Here is an 18,834-nt window from a genome sequence, read left to right on the forward strand (position 1 = left end):
ACCATAAAGCTAGCGGTGGTCAAACTGGCCTTTTCCTGGCTGAAGCCGGTCCTACAGATCGGCGATGAGCCTGTCGATCGGGAGGTCGGGAGCCGCGCACATCGAGCAGGACCGGCTTTAGCCGGGAAGGCGTCGGTTGGCCCACCATAAAGCTAGCGGTGGTCAAACTGGCCTTTTCCTGGCTGAAGCCGGTCCTACTGAAATAGCTGGCCGGTCCTGCTGACGGGGCCTTACAACTTCAGCAGTGTCTTCCACGCGCGGCTTTGCAGCACGGTGATGGTCTGCTGAACGCGGGCTTCGAGGATCTCGTCGCTGATGTCCAGGTGCGCCAGTTGCTCCAGCTTGTTCAGCTCGCCATACAGGCGGTCCAACTCGGGCAGATCCAGTGCCTGACGAGCGTAATGCAGCCAGACCTGGATGCGTTCGATGCGCGGCAGTTGTTCGGCGAGGTCTTCAGGCTGCTGCTGGTAGCGCGCCAGATTCAACGCGGTCGCCTCGTCACCCAGAAAGCGCGGAACCCAACTGCTCAACATCGCGTGGCCTTGGCGGTTACCCCGGTTGTTGCGCTCCACCGTCCAGCTGCGCTCCATCAACCAGCGCGATGTCGTCAACGAAAACAGGCCCCAGCGTGGGTCTTCCAGTTCTTCGATGAACTGCTCATGAGCCGCAGCACGCACGTCGCTGTCTTCCTGACCGGCCTGAACCAGCGTGCGCCAGTCTTCCAGCAGCGCATCGAGGGCTGCGCGCAGGTCGTGAGTCGTCGCGCGAGGCGCGGCCTGACCGAGGCTGCCGGTCAGTGCGCGCAACTCGGCGAGCACCTCGACCCATTCCTGCAGCAGGCTCCAATGACCATTGAAGCGGTATTGTTCCGCCAGACGCTGGCTGCTGCCCAAGAGGAACCAGGCCAAGGCGCTGTAGGCATCGTCCACCGACATCTCGGCGTGCAGCTCCGGCGTCGGCAGTTTGATCGAATAACTGCTGGCGTCGAACAGGCGATACCCGCGTTCTGCCTTGCTGATGTCACACGGCATCAACGCCAGTTTCTCGGCAAGCTCGGCGGCCAGTTCGAGCAAGGCAGCGGGTTCGCCTTCGCGCAGCTCCAGCTCCAGCTCACAGATTTCTTCTTTCTGCTTGCCGACGACGACGTGACCCAGGTCCAGCGCTGCCTCTATCACGACCTTGGTCTTGCCACGGCCCCATGCGATCTCAGCCTTTTCGCGGACAAAGTCCGTCGTGAACAGGGGTTTGATGGTCTTCTTGTCCAGACCGGCGAGTTGTTCGGGCCAGCAATCGCCATCGAGTTTCTTCAGGTCCAGTTTGGCCTTGGGGACGTCCCAGTTGTATTCGTTACGCTCGGACAACCCGGCAACGCTTTGGCCACGCGTCTTCAGCGTCTGGATGATGGCGTCGCCGTCACGACGCAGGCGCAGCGCGACTTTGGCCTGAGCCAGTTCACGCTCGGGCGTGTCGAAATACTGGTTGAACAGCTCAAGCCGCTCCCAGCCACTTTTATTGCGCTTCTTCAGCAACGGGTGCTCGCGCAGGGCAATGAGGGTTTCGCGGCTGACGCGGAGTTTGATTTCGGTTTCTTTCTGCATGGCCGGGAATCCAGGCGCTCTATCGCTGATAAACGTTGGGCGCAGCCGGAATCGACACAGCTGCGTGGGTCGTGCAGTGTACAGGACATCAACCGTGACAGTTTATTCCTGCAAGCCAATGACCCTATGATGGTCCGCGTGTCGTATCCGCACCGAGGAGTCGCTTATGCCGTTACCGTCCATGAAAGAGCAGTTCGCAGCATTGATTGCTGCGCCGTCGGTGAGTTGCACGCAACCCTCGCTGGATCAATCCAATCGCCCGGTCATCGACCTGCTTGCCGGCTGGCTCGGCGATCTGGGTTTCGCTTGTGACATCCAGCAAGTCAGCCCCGGCAAGTTCAACCTGGTGGCGACCTACGGCACAGGCCCTGGCGGTCTTGTGCTGTCCGGTCACAGCGACACTGTTCCGTATGACGACGCCTTGTGGAAGACCGATCCTCTGAAGCTGACGGAAGTGGACGGCAGTTGGGTAGGGCTGGGCAGTTGCGACATGAAGGGGTTTTTCGCGCTGGCGATCGAGGCGCTGCAGCCATTGCTCGATCAGTCTTTCAAGCAGCCGCTGATCATTCTGGCGACCTGCGATGAGGAGAGCTCGATGTCGGGCGCCAAGGCGCTTGCCGCAGCGGGCGCTCCGTTGGGGCGGGCAGCGGTGATTGGCGAGCCAACCGGGCTCAAGCCGATTCGCTTGCACAAAGGCGTGATGATGGAGCGCATCGACATCCTCGGGCGCAGCGGCCACTCGTCGGATCCGAGCCTGGGCCATAGCGCGCTCGAAGCGATGTACGACGCGATCGGCGAGCTCAAGGGGTTGCGCTGCGAATGGCAGGAGACATTCCGCAATCCGCAATTCAGCGTGCCCCAACCGACCATGAACTTCGGTTGCATCCATGGAGGCGACAACCCGAACAGAATATGCGGCCAGTGCTCGCTGGAGTTCGATCTGCGGCCGCTGCCGGGCATGGATCCGGAGATGCTCCGCGCCGCCATTCGCCTTAAGCTTCAGCCGCTGGCCGAGCTGCATCAGGTGCAGATCGACTACGCGCCGCTGTTTTCAGAAGTCGCACCGTTCGAGCAAAACGCTGACGCGGAACTGGTGCGGGTTGCCGAGCGTCTCACGGGTCATACGGCCGAAGCAGTGGCATTTGGCACCGAAGCGCCTTATCTTCAGCGCCTTGGTTGCGAAACCATCGTGTTGGGGCCAGGAGATATCGCCTGTGCGCACCAGCCCGGCGAGTATCTGGAAATGTCACGTTTGCAGCCTACAGTGCGTCTGCTACGTCAATTGATCGAACATTACTGCCTGAATACCCATTGAGTGCCGTCGAGTCAGACGGCGCCTTGTTTCAGGATCACACCAGAAGGAGAGTACGCGTGTTGCGATGCCTGTTCCGACGATAAAGCTCACGCCGTTTTGAGCGTTTCACCCTTCGTCCATCTTCTTACAGGCTTTTTCGGATATGCCCGATTACGTTAATTGGCTCCGCCACGCGTCTCCTTACATCAATGCCCACCGGGACTGCACCTTCATCGTCATGCTTCCGGGCGATGGCGTCGAACACCCCAACTTCGGCAATATCGTTCACGACCTCGTGTTGCTGCACAGCCTGGGCGTTCGCCTGGTGCTGGTTCATGGCTCACGCCCACAGATTGAAAGCCGCCTGGCTGCACGCGGGCTGACGCCGCATTTTCATCGCGACATGCGCGTCACCGACGCGGCAACACTGGAGTGCGTGATCGATGCGGTCGGCGCGTTACGCGTGGCCATCGAAGCGCGCCTGTCGATGGACATGGCGGCTTCGCCGATGCAAGGCTCGCGTCTGCGCGTGACCGGCGGCAACTTCGTCACGGCCCGGCCCATCGGCGTGCTGGAAGGCGTCGATTACCAACACACTGGCGAAGTACGCCGGATCGACCGCAAGGGCATCAACCGCCTGCTCGATGAGCGCTCCATCGTGCTGCTGTCACCGCTGGGTTACTCGCCAACCGGTGAAATCTTTAACCTCGCCTGCGAAGACGTCGCCACGCGCGCGGCCGTCGACCTTGGCGCGGAGAAGCTGCTGCTGTTCGGCGCCGAGTCAGGCTTGCTGGACGAGCAGGGACGTCTGGTGCGCGAGCTTCGTCCGCAGCAAGTCCCGGCGCATCTGCAGCGGCTGGGCAACAATTATCAGGCCGAACTGCTGGACGCCGCCGCCCAGGCCTGTCGCGGCGGCGTGGCGCGCAGCCACATTGTCAGTTATGCCGAAGACGGCGCGCTGCTGTCCGAGCTGTTCACACGCGCTGGCGGCGGTACGCTGGTGGCGCAGGAGCAGTTCGAACTGGTCCGCGAGGCGTCGATTGGTGATGTCGGCGGCCTGATCGATCTGATCACGCCGCTCGAAGAGCAGGGCATTCTGGTGCGTCGTTCGCGTGAGGTGCTTGAGCGCGAGATCGAGCAATTCAGTGTGGTCGAGCGGGAAGGGCTGATCATCGCCTGCGCAGCGCTGTATCCGATTGCCGATTCTGAAGCGGGCGAACTGGCGTGCCTGGCAGTGAACCCTGAATACCGCCACGGCGGGCGTGGCGATGAGCTGCTCGAGCGCATTGAAGAGCGCGCCCGCGCTCAAGGCCTGAAGACCCTGTTTGTCCTCACCACACGTACTGCTCACTGGTTCCGCGAGCGCGGCTTCGAGCCGAGCAGCGTTGATCGCCTGCCGAGCGCGCGGGCTTCGCTGTACAACTACCAGCGCAATTCGAAGATCTTCGAGAAGGCGATTTAAGCTCCCCGCAGATCGTGTGGCCTGCGCTACTACAGTCGATCAAATGCTTCAGAAACAAAAACGGCGCGCCCCAGGCGCGCCGTTTTCATTCATGCGCTGATCAGTTACTGATCGCCAGAATGCTCGCCTGATAGGCACCGACGAAGGTGTCGAAATCCACCGGTTCCTCGGTCTGTTCCAGCTCGGACTGCTGCGCCAGGGATTCCCGCGCCTTGGTCTCAAAGCCGGTTTGCTCCTCTGCGCTCAGAGGGCGGCTACGGAAATACTCGGCGTGAGCCTGCGCCTGACGCAGAGAGAACGCCGTAAAGCCTTCCTTGTGCTCCGTCATGCTGGCCAGCACCTGCGCCGATGGCGTCAGCGCCGGGTCGGCGACCTTGGCACGCTGAGCGTCCAGTGACCGGGCGTGTTCATCGATACCTTGGCTCTTGTCCAGCAATTGGCTGATCGGCGCAATCTTGTCGAGCAACTCGTTGGCCCATTCCTTCAGGTCAATGGTCTCGGTATTGCGGCTCAGCGTCAGCCCTGGCCGCCGACCCTCCTTGACCACCGTCAGGAAGTTGGTGCTGGCGTTGCCGCACTCGCATTCGGCCAGTTGCGGGCTCTCCTGCAGCGCGCAAAACAGGATGAACGCGTCGATGAAGCGCGACTGTTGCAGATCGATACCGACCGGCAGGAACGGGTTGATGTCCAGGCAGCGAACTTCAACGTACTGAACGCCGCGCGCCATCAGCGCCTGAATCGGACGCTCACCGGAGTAGGTGACGCGCTTGGGACGAATGGTCGAGTAGTACTCGTTTTCGATCTGCAGCACGTTGGTGTTGAGCTGAATCCACTCGCCGTCCTTGTGCGTGCCGATCTCGACATAGGGCGCATAAGGCGTGGCCACCGCGCGACGCAGGCTGTCGGTGTAGGTCAGCAAATCGTTGTAGCAAGGCGTCAGGTCGGCTTGAGCGCTGCTCTGATAACCCAGATCGCTCATGCGCAGACTGGTAGCGTAAGGCAGATACAGCGTGTCGGCGTCGAATTGATCGAGCTGATGAGAGCGGCCGCGCAGGAAGCTGGCGTCCAGCGCTGGCGAGGCGCCGAACAGGTACATCAGCAGCCAGCTGTAGCGACGGAAATTGCGAATCAGACCAATGTAGCTTTCGGACTGGAAATCCCGGTCGCTGCCTTCGAAATTATCGGTCTGCTTGAGCAGCGGCCAGACCGCTTCAGGCAAGGAAAAATTGTAGTGAATTCCGGCAATGCATTGCATCGTCTTGCCGTAGCGCAGGGCCAGGCCCTGGCGGTACACGTACTTGAGCTTGCCGATATTGGACGTGCCGTAATAGGCGATCGGGATGTCTTCCTCGGCCGGCAGCGGGCACGGCATCGAAGGGCTCCAGATGTATTCGCTGCCCAGCTTGCTGTAGGCAAAGCGATGGATTTTCTCGAGGCTGTCCAGCGTGTCGGCAGGATTGGTCAGTGCCGGCGTGATGAACTCCAGCAGCGACTCGGAATAATCCGTGGTGATCTGTTCGTTGGTCAGAGCAGACCCGAGCGCTTCGGGGTGCGGGGTCTGGGCCAGACGACCTTCGCCTGTAACGCGCAGGCATTCGCGCTCGATACCGTGCAAGCACTTCTCCAGAAGGGAGAGGTTGGAGTGCTCGCCAAGCAGAGCCAGGCGGCGGTTGAGAAGTTCGCTCAAGTTGGATTCCTTCACGCGTCAGTCGGCCCTATATGGGGGCGATATGGCGGTCTACAAGGGTGAAGAAAGGAACTGGCGTTTTCGCCTCGTTTTTAGCCCTAACGCCGACGCCTGTCGCCTGGTCATTCAATAGGCTGCCATCAGTCAAACAGGCAGTTGATTTCGACACTGTCGAACAGTGCCGAAATTAACCCATATCGCTATCGGACAGCTAGACGATCGCGAACGTGCCTTGTGCTTTAGCGACCAGCTTGTCGTCCTGGCGAACCTCGGCCTCGACCACCAGCGTGCGGCGTCCAGCATGCAGCACGGTGCTGGTGCACAGGACCTCGCCTTCGGACACGGCGCGAACGTAGTTGATCTTGCATTCCACGGTCACGCTGCGCTGATCGAAGCCATGGGAACTGGAGCAGGCCAGTCCCATTGTGATGTCCACCAGGCTGAACAGCGCGCCACCGTGCATCACGTTGCCGCGATTACGCAGGTGAGCTTCCAGCGGCAGGGCGACTTGCGCGACGCCCTCGTCCAGTCGTACCACTCGGCAGCCGAGGGTCTTGAAGTAAGCGCTTTGGGTCAACTCGTCTGGAATATCCATCAGCGTTTCTTCAGTTGCTTGGCGTTGGCGAACAGAGAAGCCATGGCGTTGTTGGCCGGGGCGGCTGTCGCGGTTTCTTTGCGCGGGGCGCTGCTCTGCTGCTGACGAGGTGCCGCGCCAGGGCGAGCACCCCGAGCGCCGTCGACTTTCTCACCCGGCGTGTCGCTCATGCGCATCGACAGTCCTACACGCTTACGCGCAATGTCGACTTCCATCACCTTGACCTTCACCACATCACCCGCCTTCACGGCTTCACGTGGGTCCTTGATGAACTTCTCGGAAAGCGCGGAGATATGCACCAGACCGTCCTGATGCACGCCGATGTCGACAAATGCACCGAAATTGGTGACGTTGGTCACGACACCTTCCAGAATCATGCCCGGTTGCAGGTCCTTGAGATCTTCGACGCCATCCTGGAACTCGGCAGTCTTGAACTCGGGGCGCGGGTCGCGGCCAGGCTTCTCGAGCTCCTGAAGAATGTCGGTCACCGTCGGCAGGCCAAAGGTCTCGTCGGTAAACTTCTTCGGATCAAGACGCTTGAGGAAGCTTGCATCGCCGATCAGCGAACGAATGTCGCGGTCGGTTTCAGCCGCGATGCGCTGCACCAGTGGATAAGCTTCCGGGTGAACCGCGGAAGAATCCAGCGGGTTGTCGCCGTTCATGACCCGCAGGAATCCTGCGGCCTGTTCGAAGGTTTTTTCGCCCAGGCGCGCCACTTTCTTCAGCGCGGCGCGGGTTTTGAACGCGCCGTTCTCGTCGCGGTGCGAAACGATGTTTTGCGCCAGCGTGGTGTTCAGGCCGGAAATCCGCGCCAGCAAGGCGACAGAGGCAGTATTCACATCGACGCCGACGGCGTTCACGCAATCCTCTACGACTGCATCCAGGCCGCGCGCCAGCTTGAGTTGCGACACGTCGTGCTGATACTGGCCGACACCGATGGATTTCGGATCGATCTTCACCAGCTCCGCGAGCGGATCCTGCAAGCGGCGAGCGATGGACACCGCGCCACGGATCGAAACGTCCAGATCCGGGAATTCTTTGGCCGCCAGTTCCGACGCCGAATACACCGACGCGCCGGCTTCGGAGACCATGACCTTGGTCATTTTCAGGCCTGGGTATTTTTTGATCAGTTCCGCCGCCAGTTTGTCGGTTTCGCGGCTGGCGGTGCCGTTGCCGATCGCGATCAGGTCCACCGAATGTTTGGCGCACAGCGCGGCCAGTACCGCGATGGTCTGATCCCACTGATTCTTCGGCACGTGCGGATAGACCGTGGCGTGATCCAGCAATTTGCCTGTCGCATCGACCACCGCGACCTTGCAACCGGTGCGCAGGCCCGGGTCCAGGCCCAGTGTGGCGCGAGGTCCGGCGGGCGCGGCCAGAAGCAGATCGTGCAGGTTATGAGCGAACACGTTGATCGCTTCGGTCTCGGCGCCGTCGCGCAGTTCGCCCAGCAGGTCGGTTTCCAGATGCGAGTACAGCTTGACCTTCCAGGTCCAGCGCACGACTTCGGCAAGCCACTTGTCTGCAGGACGGTTCTGATTCTGCAGCCCAAAACGCTCGCTGATCATCATCTCACAGGGATGAAGCGTCCCCGGCAGCTCTTCGCCGACTTTCAGCGCCGAGCTCAACACGCCTTCATTGCGGCCGCGGAAGATCGCCAGCGCGCGGTGCGACGGCATGCTTTTCAGTGGCTCGTCGTGTTCGAAATAGTCACGGAACTTGGCGCCTTCCTCTTCCTTGCCAGCCACCACCCGGGCACTGATCACAGCCTCCTGCTTGAGGAAACTGCGCAGTTTCTCCAGAAGGGTGGCGTCTTCGGCGAAACGCTCCATAAGGATGTATTTGGCGCCTTCGAGCACAGCCTTGACGTCGGCAAAACCTTTTTCGGCGTCGACGAAACGCGCCGCCTCGGTTTCCGGGCTCAGGTTCGGATTGTTGAACAGACCGTCGGCGAGTTCGCCAAGGCCGGCTTCCAGCGCGATCTGGCCTTTGGTGCGGCGTTTCTGCTTGAACGGCAGATACAAGTCTTCAAGGCGGGTCTTGGTGTCGGCCAACTTGATGTCGCGAGCCAGTTCGGGGGTCAGCTTGCCTTGCTCCTCGATGCTGGCAAGGATGCTGATGCGGCGCTCATCGAGCTCGCGCAGATAACGCAGGCGCTCTTCCAGATGACGCAATTGCGTGTCATCGAGGCTGCCTGTCACTTCTTTACGGTAGCGAGCGATGAAAGGCACGGTAGAGCCTTCATCCAGTAGCGCGACGGCCGCTTCGACCTGTTGCGGGCGGACGCCGAGTTCTTCGGCGATGCGGCTGTTGATACTGTCCATAAAACCACCTGGCAAATGTGTGTGCAAAAAATCCAGCTGCTGGCGAACCGCCTTGAGCGGGTGCTGCCTGACCTTGAGGGCGGCGCATTATACCCAGCGAACCCTGATTAGGGGATCAGCCGATCAGATGGCCAGAATCGGTGCGTCGCACGATGGCGATCACCTCCCTCGGCCGCGAGGGAGAGCGCCAGTGTGTACTCAGGAAAAATCTGCTAACAATGCACACGGTGCGCATCGCAGCAGCTACGCCATAATGCGCGCCGAGATCAAAGGAGCTTCCAATGAGCAGCACTGCACAAACGGCTGAAGGCGAGAAAATCCTCATCGTTGATGATGACCCGGGCTTGAGCAGCCTGTTAGAACGCTTTTTCAACAGCAAAGGCTACCGCGCCCGCGCTGTGCCCAACGTGGAGCAAATGGACCGTCTGCTGGCGCGCGAAGTGTTTCATCTCGTGGTGCTGGATCTGATGCTGCCAGGCGAAGACGGCTTGTCCGCTTGCCGCCGTCTGCGTGCCGCGAACAATCAGGTGCCCATCATCATGCTGACCGCCAAGGGCGATGAGCTGAGCCGGATCAAGGGTCTGGAGCTGGGCGCCGATGATTACCTGGCCAAACCTTTCAACCCCGATGAACTGATGGCCCGCGTGCGTGCCGTGCTTCGTCGTCAGGCCGCCCCGGTGCCTGGCGCACCGGCCAGCGAAGAAGAAACAGTCACCTTTGGCGATTACGAATTGTCTCTGGCCACTCGTGAGCTTAAGCGTGGCGACGAAGTACACATGCTCACCACCGGCGAATTCGCGGTGCTCAAGGCGCTGGTCATGCATGCGCGCGAGCCGCTGACCCGCGACAAGCTGATGAATCTGGCCCGCGGGCGCGAGTGGGATGCTCTGGAGCGCTCCATCGACGTACAGATTTCTCGTCTGCGCCGCCTGATCGAAGTGGATGCCGCCAAGCCGCGCTATATCCAGACCGTATGGGGCGTCGGTTATGTGTTCGTGCCAGACGGTGCCAACAAGCAGTAACAGCAAGTCCGACAGTCATTTGCCGGGTGTTCGACGCCCGCAACGTTAGCCAGTCACCTCGGTGTTCGCCATCAGCGAACATCGTCGTGACTGGTTTTTGCTGTCTCTTGTGTTCCGCGAATTTCGCGAGCCTGAGCTCGCTCCTGCAAAGTGTGTAGCTGCTGTTATGAAGACACCGCTCTGGTTCCCGCAAAGTTTTTTCTCCCGCACGCTCTGGCTGGTGCTCATCGTCGTGCTGTTTTCCAAGGCGCTGACGCTGGTTTATCTGCTGATGAACGAAGACGTTCTGGTGGATCGCCAATACAGCCACGGTGTTGCGCTGACTTTGCGGGCTTACTGGGCGGCCGATGAAAGCGACCGGCAGACCATCGCAGATGCAGCGGGCCTGATCCGCGTGGTCGGCGGTGGTGTCCCGGAAGGCGAGCAGCACTGGCCTTATTCGGAAATCTACCAGCGTCAGATGCAGGCCGAACTGGGCGCTGACACAGAAGTACGGTTGCGCGTGCATGCTCCGCCCGCGCTGTGGGTACGCGCACCGAGTCTGGGCGATGGCTGGCTGAAGGTGCCGCTGTATCCGCACCCGCTGCGCGGCCAGAAAATATGGAGCGTGCTCGGCTGGTTCCTGGCGATCGGTCTGCTGTCCACGGCATCGGCCTGGATCTTCGTCAGCCAGCTCAATCAGCCTCTCAAACGTCTTGTCTTTGCGGCGCGTCAATTGGGCCAGGGGCGCAGCGTCCGGTTGCCTGTCGGCGATACGCCCAGCGAAATGACCGAGGTCTATCGGGCGTTCAACCAGATGGCCGAAGACGTCGAACAAGCGGGTCAGGAGCGGGAACTGATGCTTGCGGGCGTGTCCCATGATCTGCGTACGCCGCTGACACGGCTGCGTTTGTCGCTGGAGCTGATGCCGGCCAACAATGAATTCATGGAGGGCATGGTTCGCGACATCGAGGACATGGATGCCATTCTCGATCAGTTTCTGGCGTTCATCCGGGACGGGCGCGACGAGGAGGTCGAAGAGGTCGATCTGGTCGAGCTCGTGCATGAAGTCGTTGCGCCCTACAACAGCCCCGTGGAGCAGGTGCGACTGTGTCTGGAGTCCATCCCTCCGTTTCCGCTGCGGCGGGTCTCGATGAAGCGTTTGCTTAATAACCTCATCGGTAACGCCATGCATCATGCGGGTGATGGTGTTGAGGTCGCAGCGTATGTGTCAGGGGACAGTGGTGCGCCCTACGTGGTGCTGAGCGTACTGGATCGCGGTATGGGCATCGATCCTTCGGAGCTTGAGGGGATTTTCAACCCGTTCATCCGGGGCGATCGCGCCCGAAGCGGCAAGGGCACAGGACTGGGGCTTGCGATCGTCAAGCGTATCGCAGCGATGCACGGTGGCAATGTCGAACTGCGCAATCGCTCCGGCGGCGGGCTGGAAGCGCGCGTTCGATTGCCATTGGGCTTGATGTTGCCCAGGGACGCAGACTGATCTCATGCCGTCGCGCTGATTGCGCGTGCTTCAAGCGGCGAGCCTGCACAAAGAGCGTGAATGCCGACACGCCGCGAGCGCGAGCACGCGGCGGTGTCGTAGGCAGGCTTTCCGTCAGCCTTTGCCCTTGGTTCGGGTCATGTGCGGCCCGCCGTTCTTTTCGATGTACTGAATGATCATCCCGGCGACGTCCTTGCCGGTTGTCGCTTCAATACCTTCCAGTCCCGGCGAAGAGTTCACTTCCATCACCAATGGGCCGTGGTTGGAGCGCAGGATGTCCACGCCGGCAACGCTGAGCCCCATGACTTTGGCGGCCCGGATGGCTGTCATTCGCTCTTCGGGCGTGATCTTGATGAGGCTGGCGGTCCCGCCGCGGTGCAGGTTGGAGCGGAATTCGCCTGGCTTGGCCTGGCGCATCATTGAGGCGATGACCTTGTCACCCACCACGAAACAGCGGATGTCGGCACCGCCTGCTTCCTTGATGTATTCCTGAACCATGATGTCCTGCTTGAGGCCCATGAATGCCTCGATCACCGATTCCGCTGCCGTCGCCGTTTCACACAGCACCACGCCAATGCCCTGAGTGCCTTCGAGCACCTTGATGACCAGCGGGGCGCCATTGACCATCTGGATGAGGTCCGGGATGTCGTCAGGCGAGTGGGCGAAGCCGGTCACCGGCAGGCCGATCCCCCGACGTGACAGCAACTGCAGCGAGCGCAGCTTGTCGCGGGAGCGGGCAATGGCGACTGATTCGTTGAGCGGGAAAACGCCCATCATTTCGAACTGGCGCAACACCGCGCAGCCATAGAACGTGACGGACGCGCCGATCCGCGGGATGACCGCGTCGAAGCCTTCCAGTGGTTTTCCTCGATAGTGAATCTGCGGCTTATGACTGGCGATGTTCATATAGGCGCGCAGGGTATCGATCACCACCACCTCGTGACCGCGCTGGATGCCAGCTTCGACCAGTCGGCGGGTTGAATACAGACGCGGGTTTCGCGAAAGCACAGCGATCTTCATGCAGCACCTGTGGCAGAGGAATTTGAAGCCGGGAAGACCGGCTTGTCCTGAACATATGTAATACCCGGATTGACCACCAACTGGCCGTCGATCAAGGCTTTGGAACCCAGCAGCAACCGATAGCGCATGGCTTTGCGACAAGCCAGGGTGAATTCCACGGGCCAGACCCGATCACCCAGCGCCAGCGTGGTGCGGATCACGTAGCGCACCTGAGCATGCCCGTTGGAGCTTTTGATGGTTTTCATCGCCACCAGTTGCGCTTCGCAGCGTCGATGGCGCAATTGCACCACGGTGCCCAGATGCGCGTTGAAACGCACCCATTTCTCGCCGTCGCGTTCGAAGGGTTCGATTTCCGTGGCGTGCAGGCTGGAGGTGCTCGCCCCGGTGTCGATTTTCGCGCGCAGGCCCGCTACCCCTAAATTGGGCAGCGCCACCCATTCGCGAAGGCCGATGACTGTGAGATGGTCGAATGTCTTCAAAGCGGTTCCGTACGTTTACGCGTTCTGCCAGACGCCAGGGTCGATCTGCGCCAGTGCCTTGAATGCAGGTTTGGCGAACCAGTAGCCCTGCATCAGATAAATTCCGGAGTCAGCTAGGAAGTCTCGTTCTCCGGCCTCCTCGATGCCTTCGGCGACGACTGTAACGCCCAACTCCGTACACATTGTGACAACCCCGCGAACGATAGCCTGACGCACGCGATCTCGATGGATATCGCGCACCAGCGCCATGTCCAGTTTGATGAGATCGGGTTGAAAGTCCGCCAGCAACGTCAGCCCCGAATGCCCGGCGCCGAAGTCGTCGATCGCCGTCTTGAAACCGAATTCGCGGTATTCACGCAGAATGTGAGTCAGATGACGACTGTCCATGTGCTCGCTTTCGACCGTCTCGAAAATCAGTCGATCAAGCGGGAAGTTGTGCGAGCGAGCGGCTTCCAGCGTGCTGCGGATGCACAGCTCCGGACGATAGACGGCATTGGGCAGGAAGTTGATGGACAAGTGCTCGGTCATGCCCAGCCTGGCGGCAGTTGAAATTGCCCTGGTCCGGCACAATTGATCGAATCGATAGCGGTTGCTGTCGTCGACCTGGCTCAAGACCGAGTGCGCACCCTCACCGGCAATTCCGCGCACGAGCGCCTCGTACGCGAAGATCGACTGGTCGCGCAGATCGACGATCGGCTGATAGGCGAAATCGAAATCGAAAGTCAGCTCAGGGCTTTCTTTGCAGCCCTTACAGCCACCGGTCAGCGACGTTGGGAAATCTGTCACGGCGTACTCCAATGTCGGCGCCATTTATCTTGGCAGGCAGTTTAAACGAGGGCTCGGATAACTGCGTGCCCCGCGTGACGTAGTACAGTTCTGACTGTTACCAGATTGAGGAATTCAGATGACGCAAAAGTCAGACGAGGACGACAAAGTTCGTCTGGACAAGTGGCTCTGGGCAGCCCGTTTTTTCAAGACCCGTGCGCTGGCGAAAGCCGCAATCGAGAGTGGCAAAGTGCACTGTAGAGGCGAGCGCTGCAAGCCAGGCAAGGAGCCGCGCGTCGGCGACGAGCTGCAAATTCGCGCAGGCTTCGATGAGCGCACCGTCGTGGTTCAAGCCTTGTCCATCGTGCGGCGCGGTGCCCCCGAAGCTCAATTGCTATACAGCGAAACGCCTGAGAGTCTCGCAAAAAGGGAGCAGGCGGCGCAGATGCGCAAGGCTGGCAGCCTGGGCGTGACCACTGACGGCAAGCCGACCAAGAAGCAGCGCCGTCAGTTGTTTCACTTTCGATCCGGCGATGACTGAAGGTTTCTGGCCGGAGCGCGGTTGTCCAGAATTGCAGCGAGTCGCGTGATATCTGCAACTGCTTGAACGCAATGTCCTGCAAGCGCGCTCCTGCAGGCGCTTATCCCCGCGCGCCAGGCTTCATGATGCTCAGGGAGTTGAGCAGCGGCACCTTGGCGAAGACGTTAAAGATGGGTGCCGTCACCTGCAGCAGGAAACGGGTCACCACGGCCACGAACGGTGTGTAGCAGCTCCATGCCAGGGCGAGCAACGCGATCATCACGCCGCCGATGTAGTCATCCTGGCCCCAATGTGCGCCAGCGACGAGGCGCGGCATCATGAACAGAAACGCCAGAACCCAGATGATCACCCGTTGACCGACAGTGCGGCTGAACGCAGTCATGAACATCGCCCAGATCAGCAAAACCGAAGCGTGGTCGCCGGGAAAGCTCTGGCTGGAGCGGTCTTTGAGCTCCCATTTGTCTTCCAGCGTGGGGAATATATCGCTGAGTTTGATCGCGTCGGGAATCACCATCGAGGCGCTGTCATGTTGAAGCGAGGTGTGATCGATGATTTTGGAGAACACCGTCCGGATGACCAGTAACAGAATCAGCGTCAGGACAAAGCCAATCAGCGCGGCGCGGGTCTGCACGGCTTTGAAGACCCAGTCACCTTTGATCAGCAAAGCCAGAAGGATCAGGCCGACGACGATATCGAAGGGGCGCATGCTGGCAATCGTCCACATCCACAGCCACACTTCGTTTTGCTCGAGCGGACGGTTAAGCAGATGAAACAGCCACTCATCGAATTGAGTAAAAGCGGCATGCCCGGTCGGCCAGACCCAGACCAGCAGTAGCGCCAAGGCCACCAGGTTGCACAGCAGGAATTTTTTGGCGTTCCACTTGGGTTGGAACAGCGCGGGATAGTCCATAAAATGCCCCCATCGGCATGACAACGCACCAAGCGGTGCTAAACCGCGTTTTATAGGCGTTTGTCATCAACTTGTCATCACTTCAGATACCTATTTCTATGCATGATTTCCCGGATATCGATTACACCCAGCGTTTCATCTTCGACGAGAGCGACGTGCGCGGTGAGCTGGTCGCGCTCGAGCGCAGCTACGCCGAGGTGCTCGCCAAGCATCCATACCCTGAGCCGGTGGCCCAGTTGCTTGGCGAAATGCTCGCCGCCGCGGCCCTGTTGGTCGGTACGCTGAAGTTCGATGGATTGCTGGTGCTTCAGGCGCGCTCTCTCGGGCCGGTTTCCCTGTTGATGGTCGAGTGCTCCAGCGAGCGTGAGATCCGTGGCATCGCCCGCTACGACGAGAGCCTGATCACGCCGGACGCCACGCTCAAAGAGCTGATGCCCGACGGCGACCTCACAATGACTATCGATCCGCGTCAGGGTAAGCGCTACCAAGGCATCGTCGGGCTGGATGGCGTCGACCTGTCGGCCTGCCTGTCCGAATACTTCGTTATGTCCGAGCAATTGCCTACACGCTTCTGGATCAAAGCTGACGGCAAGCGTGCACGTGGCCTGCTGCTTCAACAGCTTCCGCCTGCACGGCTCACCGATGCCGAGGAGCGCGAAGCCAGCTGGCAGCACGTCAACACCCTCGTCGACACGCTCACGGCCGAGGAATTGCTGAGTCTGAACAACGAAACCGTGCTGCATCGGCTGTTCCATGAAGACCCTGTGCGCATGTTCGATGTGCAGCCTTTAGTGTTCCGTTGCAGCTGCTCGCGCGAACGTTCTGCCAATGCGCTGGTCAGTCTTGGTCTGGAAGATGCACAGCAATTGGTAATCGAACATAACGGCACCGTTGAGATCGATTGCCAGTTCTGCAATCAGCGCTACCTTTTCGATGCAACCGATGTAGCGCAGCTGTTTGCAGGGGGCGGAGTAGACACCCCTTCAGATACCCGTCATTGATGTAGTGCCGACGTCGGGCTGAATGGTTTCCGCCCGGCCGGCTTGGTTCTTCATTATGTAGTTCTGACAGGAGGGCCCTACCTTTTCTGGGCTTTTCTGGCATAATCCGGCCCACTTTTTAGCTGTAGTAGTTTGGGTTTTTCTACTACAAAACGTTTGGAGCACTCGGCCAGCGGGCCGACGGGGAATCTCATGACGCAAGCCAACAACGCCGTTTACACCGATCTCAGTGTCGACGAACTGGTTAAAGAAGCCCTCAAACGCGAAGAAGGCGTACTGTCCGATACCGGCGCGCTCGTCGTCGAAACCGGCCACCGCACTGGTCGTTCGCCAGTTGACCGTTTCATCGTCGATGAGCCGAGCACCACGGCCGCAATCGCCTGGGGCCCGATCAACCGCAAATTCCCTGCTGACAAATTCGATGCCCTGTGGGCACGTGTCGAAGCGTTCAACAATGCTCAGGAACACTTCGTTTCTCACGTTCACGTAGGCGCGGCGGCCGACCACTACCTGGCGGTCAAGATGACCACTCAGACTGCCTGGCAGAACCTGTTTGGCCGTTGCCTGTTCATCAACCCGGCTCAGTACAACCCTGCCGGTCGTCAAGAGTGGCAAGTGCTGAACGTTGCCAACTTCGAATGCGTGCCAGAGCGTGACGGCACCAACTCCGATGGTTGCGTCATCATCAACTTCGCACAGAAGAAGGTTCTGATCGCGGGCATGCGTTATGCCGGCGAGATGAAAAAAGCGATGTTCTCGGTGCAGAACTTCCTGCTGCCGGCCGCCGACGTACTGCCTATGCATTGCGCCGCCAACATCGGCGAAGAGGGCGATGTCACGCTGTTCTTCGGTCTGTCCGGCACAGGCAAGACCACGCTGTCCGCAGACGAGAGCCGTTACCTGATCGGTGACGATGAACACGGCTGGGGCGAAGGTGTTGTGTTCAACATCGAAGGCGGTTGCTATGCCAAGTGCATCGACCTGTCCGAGAAGAACGAGCCTGTCATCTGGAAAGCCATCAAGCATGGCGCAGTGCTGGAAAACGTCGTTCTGGATGCCGCTGGCCACGCTGACTACGCCGACAGCAGCCTGACTCAGAACAGCCGCGCCGCCTACCCGCTGGAGCACGTCGAGAAGCGCTCCGAGAAAAACCTGGGCGGCGAGCCGAATGCCGTGATCTTCCTGACCTGCGACCTGACCGGCGTTCTGCCACCAGTCTCGATCCTCAGCGAAGAACAGGCGGCTTATCACTTCCTGTCCGGCTACACCGCGCTGGTCGGCTCTACCGAAATGGGTTCCGGCGCTGGCATCAAGTCCACGTTCTCCACCTGCTTCGGCGCACCGTTCTTCCCGCGTCCTGCTGGCGAATACGCTGAACTGCTGATCAAGCGCATCCGCGGCTTCGGCTCCAAGGTTTACCTGGTCAACACCGGCTGGACCGGCGGCGGCTACGGCGTCGGCAAACGCTTCAACATCCCGACCACGCGCGGTGTCATCGCGGCCATTCAGAGCGGCGCGCTGATCGGTGCAGAAACCGAGCACCTGGACACCGTCAACCTGGACGTGCCGAAGTCAGTACCCGGCGTCGACACCGCACTGCTCAACCCACGCAACACCTGGGCTGACAAAGCGGCCTACGACGAAGCGGCCAAAGCACTGGCCGGTCTGTTCATCGAGAATTTCAAGAAGTTCGAAGTGAGCGACGCGATCAAGGCAGCGGGTCCGAAGCTGTAAGATCGGTTCACGCCGAACAGAAACCGCCCTTCGGGGCGGTTTTTTTATGCGAGCTCTAATCTGCGGATACTTGAAGGTCTTCACTTGCCATTGTGATTGGCGCTGCGCGCCAGATCGCGGGACAAGCCATGCTCCTACAGCCTGCGGACGGGAAGATGCATGGCCCGCGTCCTCACTCCATAAGTCACTGTTCGTGGAAACCTCACCCCGCCTTGGCCGTAACCGGGAAATCCTGGGTGATGTCAAAGCTGCCCTTGGCCACAACGCTTTTGGCGTTGCACAGTTTGGCGTCGAAGCCCGGGTGGCGTTCGCCGTGCTCGGCGGCGTAGGCGGCCGACTCTCGCGTGCATTCGTCATTGGGTTGCTCAGGTGAAAGCGCGGCGTTGAACTGGAAGGTGCCGACGAGGCGATAGCGCTCCAGCAATGTGTTTGAAGATTCCAGCTTTTCTATTTTGCTGAAGTCCAGTCGTACGTTGCTGTTCGCGCCTCTCTTGTCGGTGTCGAAGTACTGGTAGTAGGAGCCAGTGTCGTAGGACGCGCTGTTTTCGTCGTGGGCAACTTCTACGCGACCGCCCTGAAACATGATCGCTTGCTTCTCCTGATCAGGATTGTCGAAGGAGAACCCGAGAATCGGTCCGATGCTGACCTCGTTACGATCGCCTTCTGCTTCCTGGTCTGCACTCAAGGTCAGCCAGTTCGAACCGGGCAGCTTGCCGGGCAAAAATCCTACGCCGACCTGGTCGCCTTTGGCTTCGTAATGCAGATTGAGCGCCCCGCTGACATCCACCGTCATCGACTTTTCCAGACCGCGCGCCGCGCCGGAGGCACTCGTGGTTTTTCCAGCTTCTTTATCGCCGCATCCGGTAAGCGTTGCGATCAGGGCTGTGAGGACTAACGGCAGGTAGCAAGTGCGGGTCATGAC

16 protein-coding genes are annotated in these 18,834 nt (G+C 60.0%); 7 read left to right on the forward strand and 9 right to left on the reverse strand.

Annotated features, from left to right (window positions below; translation table 11 throughout):
• Positions 1 to 230: 230 nt before the first annotated feature.
• Positions 231 to 1,598, reverse strand: a complete 1,368-nt coding sequence (locus tag QRN36_RS17580; protein ID WP_285425227.1) for an inorganic triphosphatase — start codon at positions 1,596 to 1,598, stop codon at positions 231 to 233.
• 166 nt (positions 1,599 to 1,764) lie between these two features.
• Between QRN36_RS17580 and argE the strand changes: the two genes are divergently transcribed.
• Together argE and argA are read left to right on the forward strand one after the other, a co-directional pair.
• Complete coding sequence (gene argE / locus QRN36_RS17585; RefSeq protein ID WP_285425228.1) at positions 1,765 to 2,913, forward strand: acetylornithine deacetylase; 1,149 nt, start codon at positions 1,765 to 1,767, stop codon at positions 2,911 to 2,913.
• 142 nt (positions 2,914 to 3,055) lie between these two features.
• Positions 3,056 to 4,354, forward strand: a complete 1,299-nt coding sequence (gene argA / locus QRN36_RS17590; protein ID WP_093465901.1) for an amino-acid N-acetyltransferase — start codon at positions 3,056 to 3,058, stop codon at positions 4,352 to 4,354.
• A 100-nt stretch (positions 4,355 to 4,454) separates the two neighbouring features.
• Here argA and gshA read toward each other — a convergent pair whose 3' ends face one another.
• From gshA to QRN36_RS17605, 3 genes are all read right to left on the reverse strand, one after another.
• On the reverse strand, positions 4,455 to 6,041 hold the full coding sequence (gshA, locus tag QRN36_RS17595) for a glutamate--cysteine ligase (RefSeq protein WP_285425229.1): 1,587 nt from the start codon (positions 6,039 to 6,041) through the stop codon (positions 4,455 to 4,457).
• Positions 6,042 to 6,252: 211 nt separating this feature from the next.
• The gene (locus tag QRN36_RS17600) at positions 6,253 to 6,636 is read right to left on the reverse strand and encodes a PaaI family thioesterase (protein ID WP_093465897.1); all 384 of its coding nucleotides are present in this window, start codon (positions 6,634 to 6,636) and stop codon (positions 6,253 to 6,255) included.
• Positions 6,636 to 8,960 (reverse strand): Tex family protein, encoded by a 2,325-nt coding sequence (locus tag QRN36_RS17605; RefSeq protein ID WP_285425231.1) that lies wholly within the window; start codon positions 8,958 to 8,960, stop codon positions 6,636 to 6,638. The genes QRN36_RS17600 and QRN36_RS17605 overlap by 1 nt, the downstream gene beginning before the upstream one ends.
• A gap of 281 nt (positions 8,961 to 9,241) precedes the next feature.
• Here QRN36_RS17605 and ompR point away from each other — a divergent pair, with 281 nt between their 5' ends.
• A complete protein-coding gene (ompR, locus tag QRN36_RS17610; protein WP_093465893.1) occupies positions 9,242 to 9,982 on the forward strand; it encodes a two-component system response regulator OmpR in 741 nt (246 codons plus the stop codon).
• 166 nt (positions 9,983 to 10,148) lie between these two features.
• The gene (locus QRN36_RS17615) at positions 10,149 to 11,462 is read left to right on the forward strand and encodes an ATP-binding protein (RefSeq protein ID WP_285425232.1); all 1,314 of its coding nucleotides are present in this window, start codon (positions 10,149 to 10,151) and stop codon (positions 11,460 to 11,462) included.
• 114 nt (positions 11,463 to 11,576) lie between these two features.
• On the opposite strand, the gene rimK is transcribed toward QRN36_RS17615, so the two are convergent.
• Genes rimK through QRN36_RS17630 form a run of 3 tightly spaced genes read right to left on the reverse strand, consistent with a single transcriptional unit; the run spans position 11,577 to position 13,747 of the window.
• Positions 11,577 to 12,482 carry a 30S ribosomal protein S6--L-glutamate ligase gene (gene rimK, locus QRN36_RS17620; protein WP_093465889.1) on the reverse strand — a complete coding sequence of 302 codons (906 nt, stop codon included), beginning with the start codon at positions 12,480 to 12,482 and terminating at the stop codon, positions 11,577 to 11,579.
• Positions 12,479 to 12,934, reverse strand: coding sequence for an ATP-dependent zinc protease (locus QRN36_RS17625; RefSeq protein WP_177182179.1), 456 nt, complete (start codon positions 12,932 to 12,934; stop codon positions 12,479 to 12,481). The genes rimK and QRN36_RS17625 overlap by 4 nt, the downstream gene beginning before the upstream one ends.
• Before the next feature lie 42 nt (positions 12,935 to 12,976).
• Positions 12,977 to 13,747, reverse strand: coding sequence for an EAL domain-containing protein (locus QRN36_RS17630; protein WP_285425233.1), 771 nt, complete (start codon positions 13,745 to 13,747; stop codon positions 12,977 to 12,979).
• A gap of 118 nt (positions 13,748 to 13,865) precedes the next feature.
• Between QRN36_RS17630 and QRN36_RS17635 the strand changes: the two genes are divergently transcribed.
• Positions 13,866 to 14,267, forward strand: coding sequence for an RNA-binding S4 domain-containing protein (locus tag QRN36_RS17635; protein ID WP_093465886.1), 402 nt, complete (start codon positions 13,866 to 13,868; stop codon positions 14,265 to 14,267).
• Positions 14,268 to 14,367: 100 nt separating this feature from the next.
• On the opposite strand, the gene QRN36_RS17640 is transcribed toward QRN36_RS17635, so the two are convergent.
• On the reverse strand, positions 14,368 to 15,177 hold the full coding sequence (locus QRN36_RS17640; RefSeq protein WP_285425234.1) for a phosphatase PAP2 family protein: 810 nt from the start codon (positions 15,175 to 15,177) through the stop codon (positions 14,368 to 14,370).
• Between the two features lie 98 nt (positions 15,178 to 15,275).
• Here QRN36_RS17640 and hslO point away from each other — a divergent pair, with 98 nt between their 5' ends.
• Positions 15,276 to 16,178: an Hsp33 family molecular chaperone HslO gene (gene hslO, locus QRN36_RS17645; RefSeq protein ID WP_093465882.1), complete on the forward strand. Its 903-nt coding sequence runs from the start codon at positions 15,276 to 15,278 to the stop codon at positions 16,176 to 16,178.
• A 192-nt stretch (positions 16,179 to 16,370) separates the two neighbouring features.
• Positions 16,371 to 17,912: a phosphoenolpyruvate carboxykinase gene (locus tag QRN36_RS17650; RefSeq protein WP_093465880.1), complete on the forward strand. Its 1,542-nt coding sequence runs from the start codon at positions 16,371 to 16,373 to the stop codon at positions 17,910 to 17,912.
• 202 nt (positions 17,913 to 18,114) lie between these two features.
• Here the strand turns inward: QRN36_RS17650 and QRN36_RS17655 are convergent, their stop codons facing one another.
• Positions 18,115 to 18,831 (reverse strand): hypothetical protein, encoded by a 717-nt coding sequence (locus QRN36_RS17655; protein WP_285425235.1) that lies wholly within the window; start codon positions 18,829 to 18,831, stop codon positions 18,115 to 18,117.
• Positions 18,832 to 18,834: the final 3 nt, after the last annotated feature.

The sequence above is a fragment of the Pseudomonas sp. efr-133-TYG-103a genome (genome assembly GCF_030209235.1).
GTDB lineage: Bacteria > Pseudomonadota > Gammaproteobacteria > Pseudomonadales > Pseudomonadaceae > Aquipseudomonas.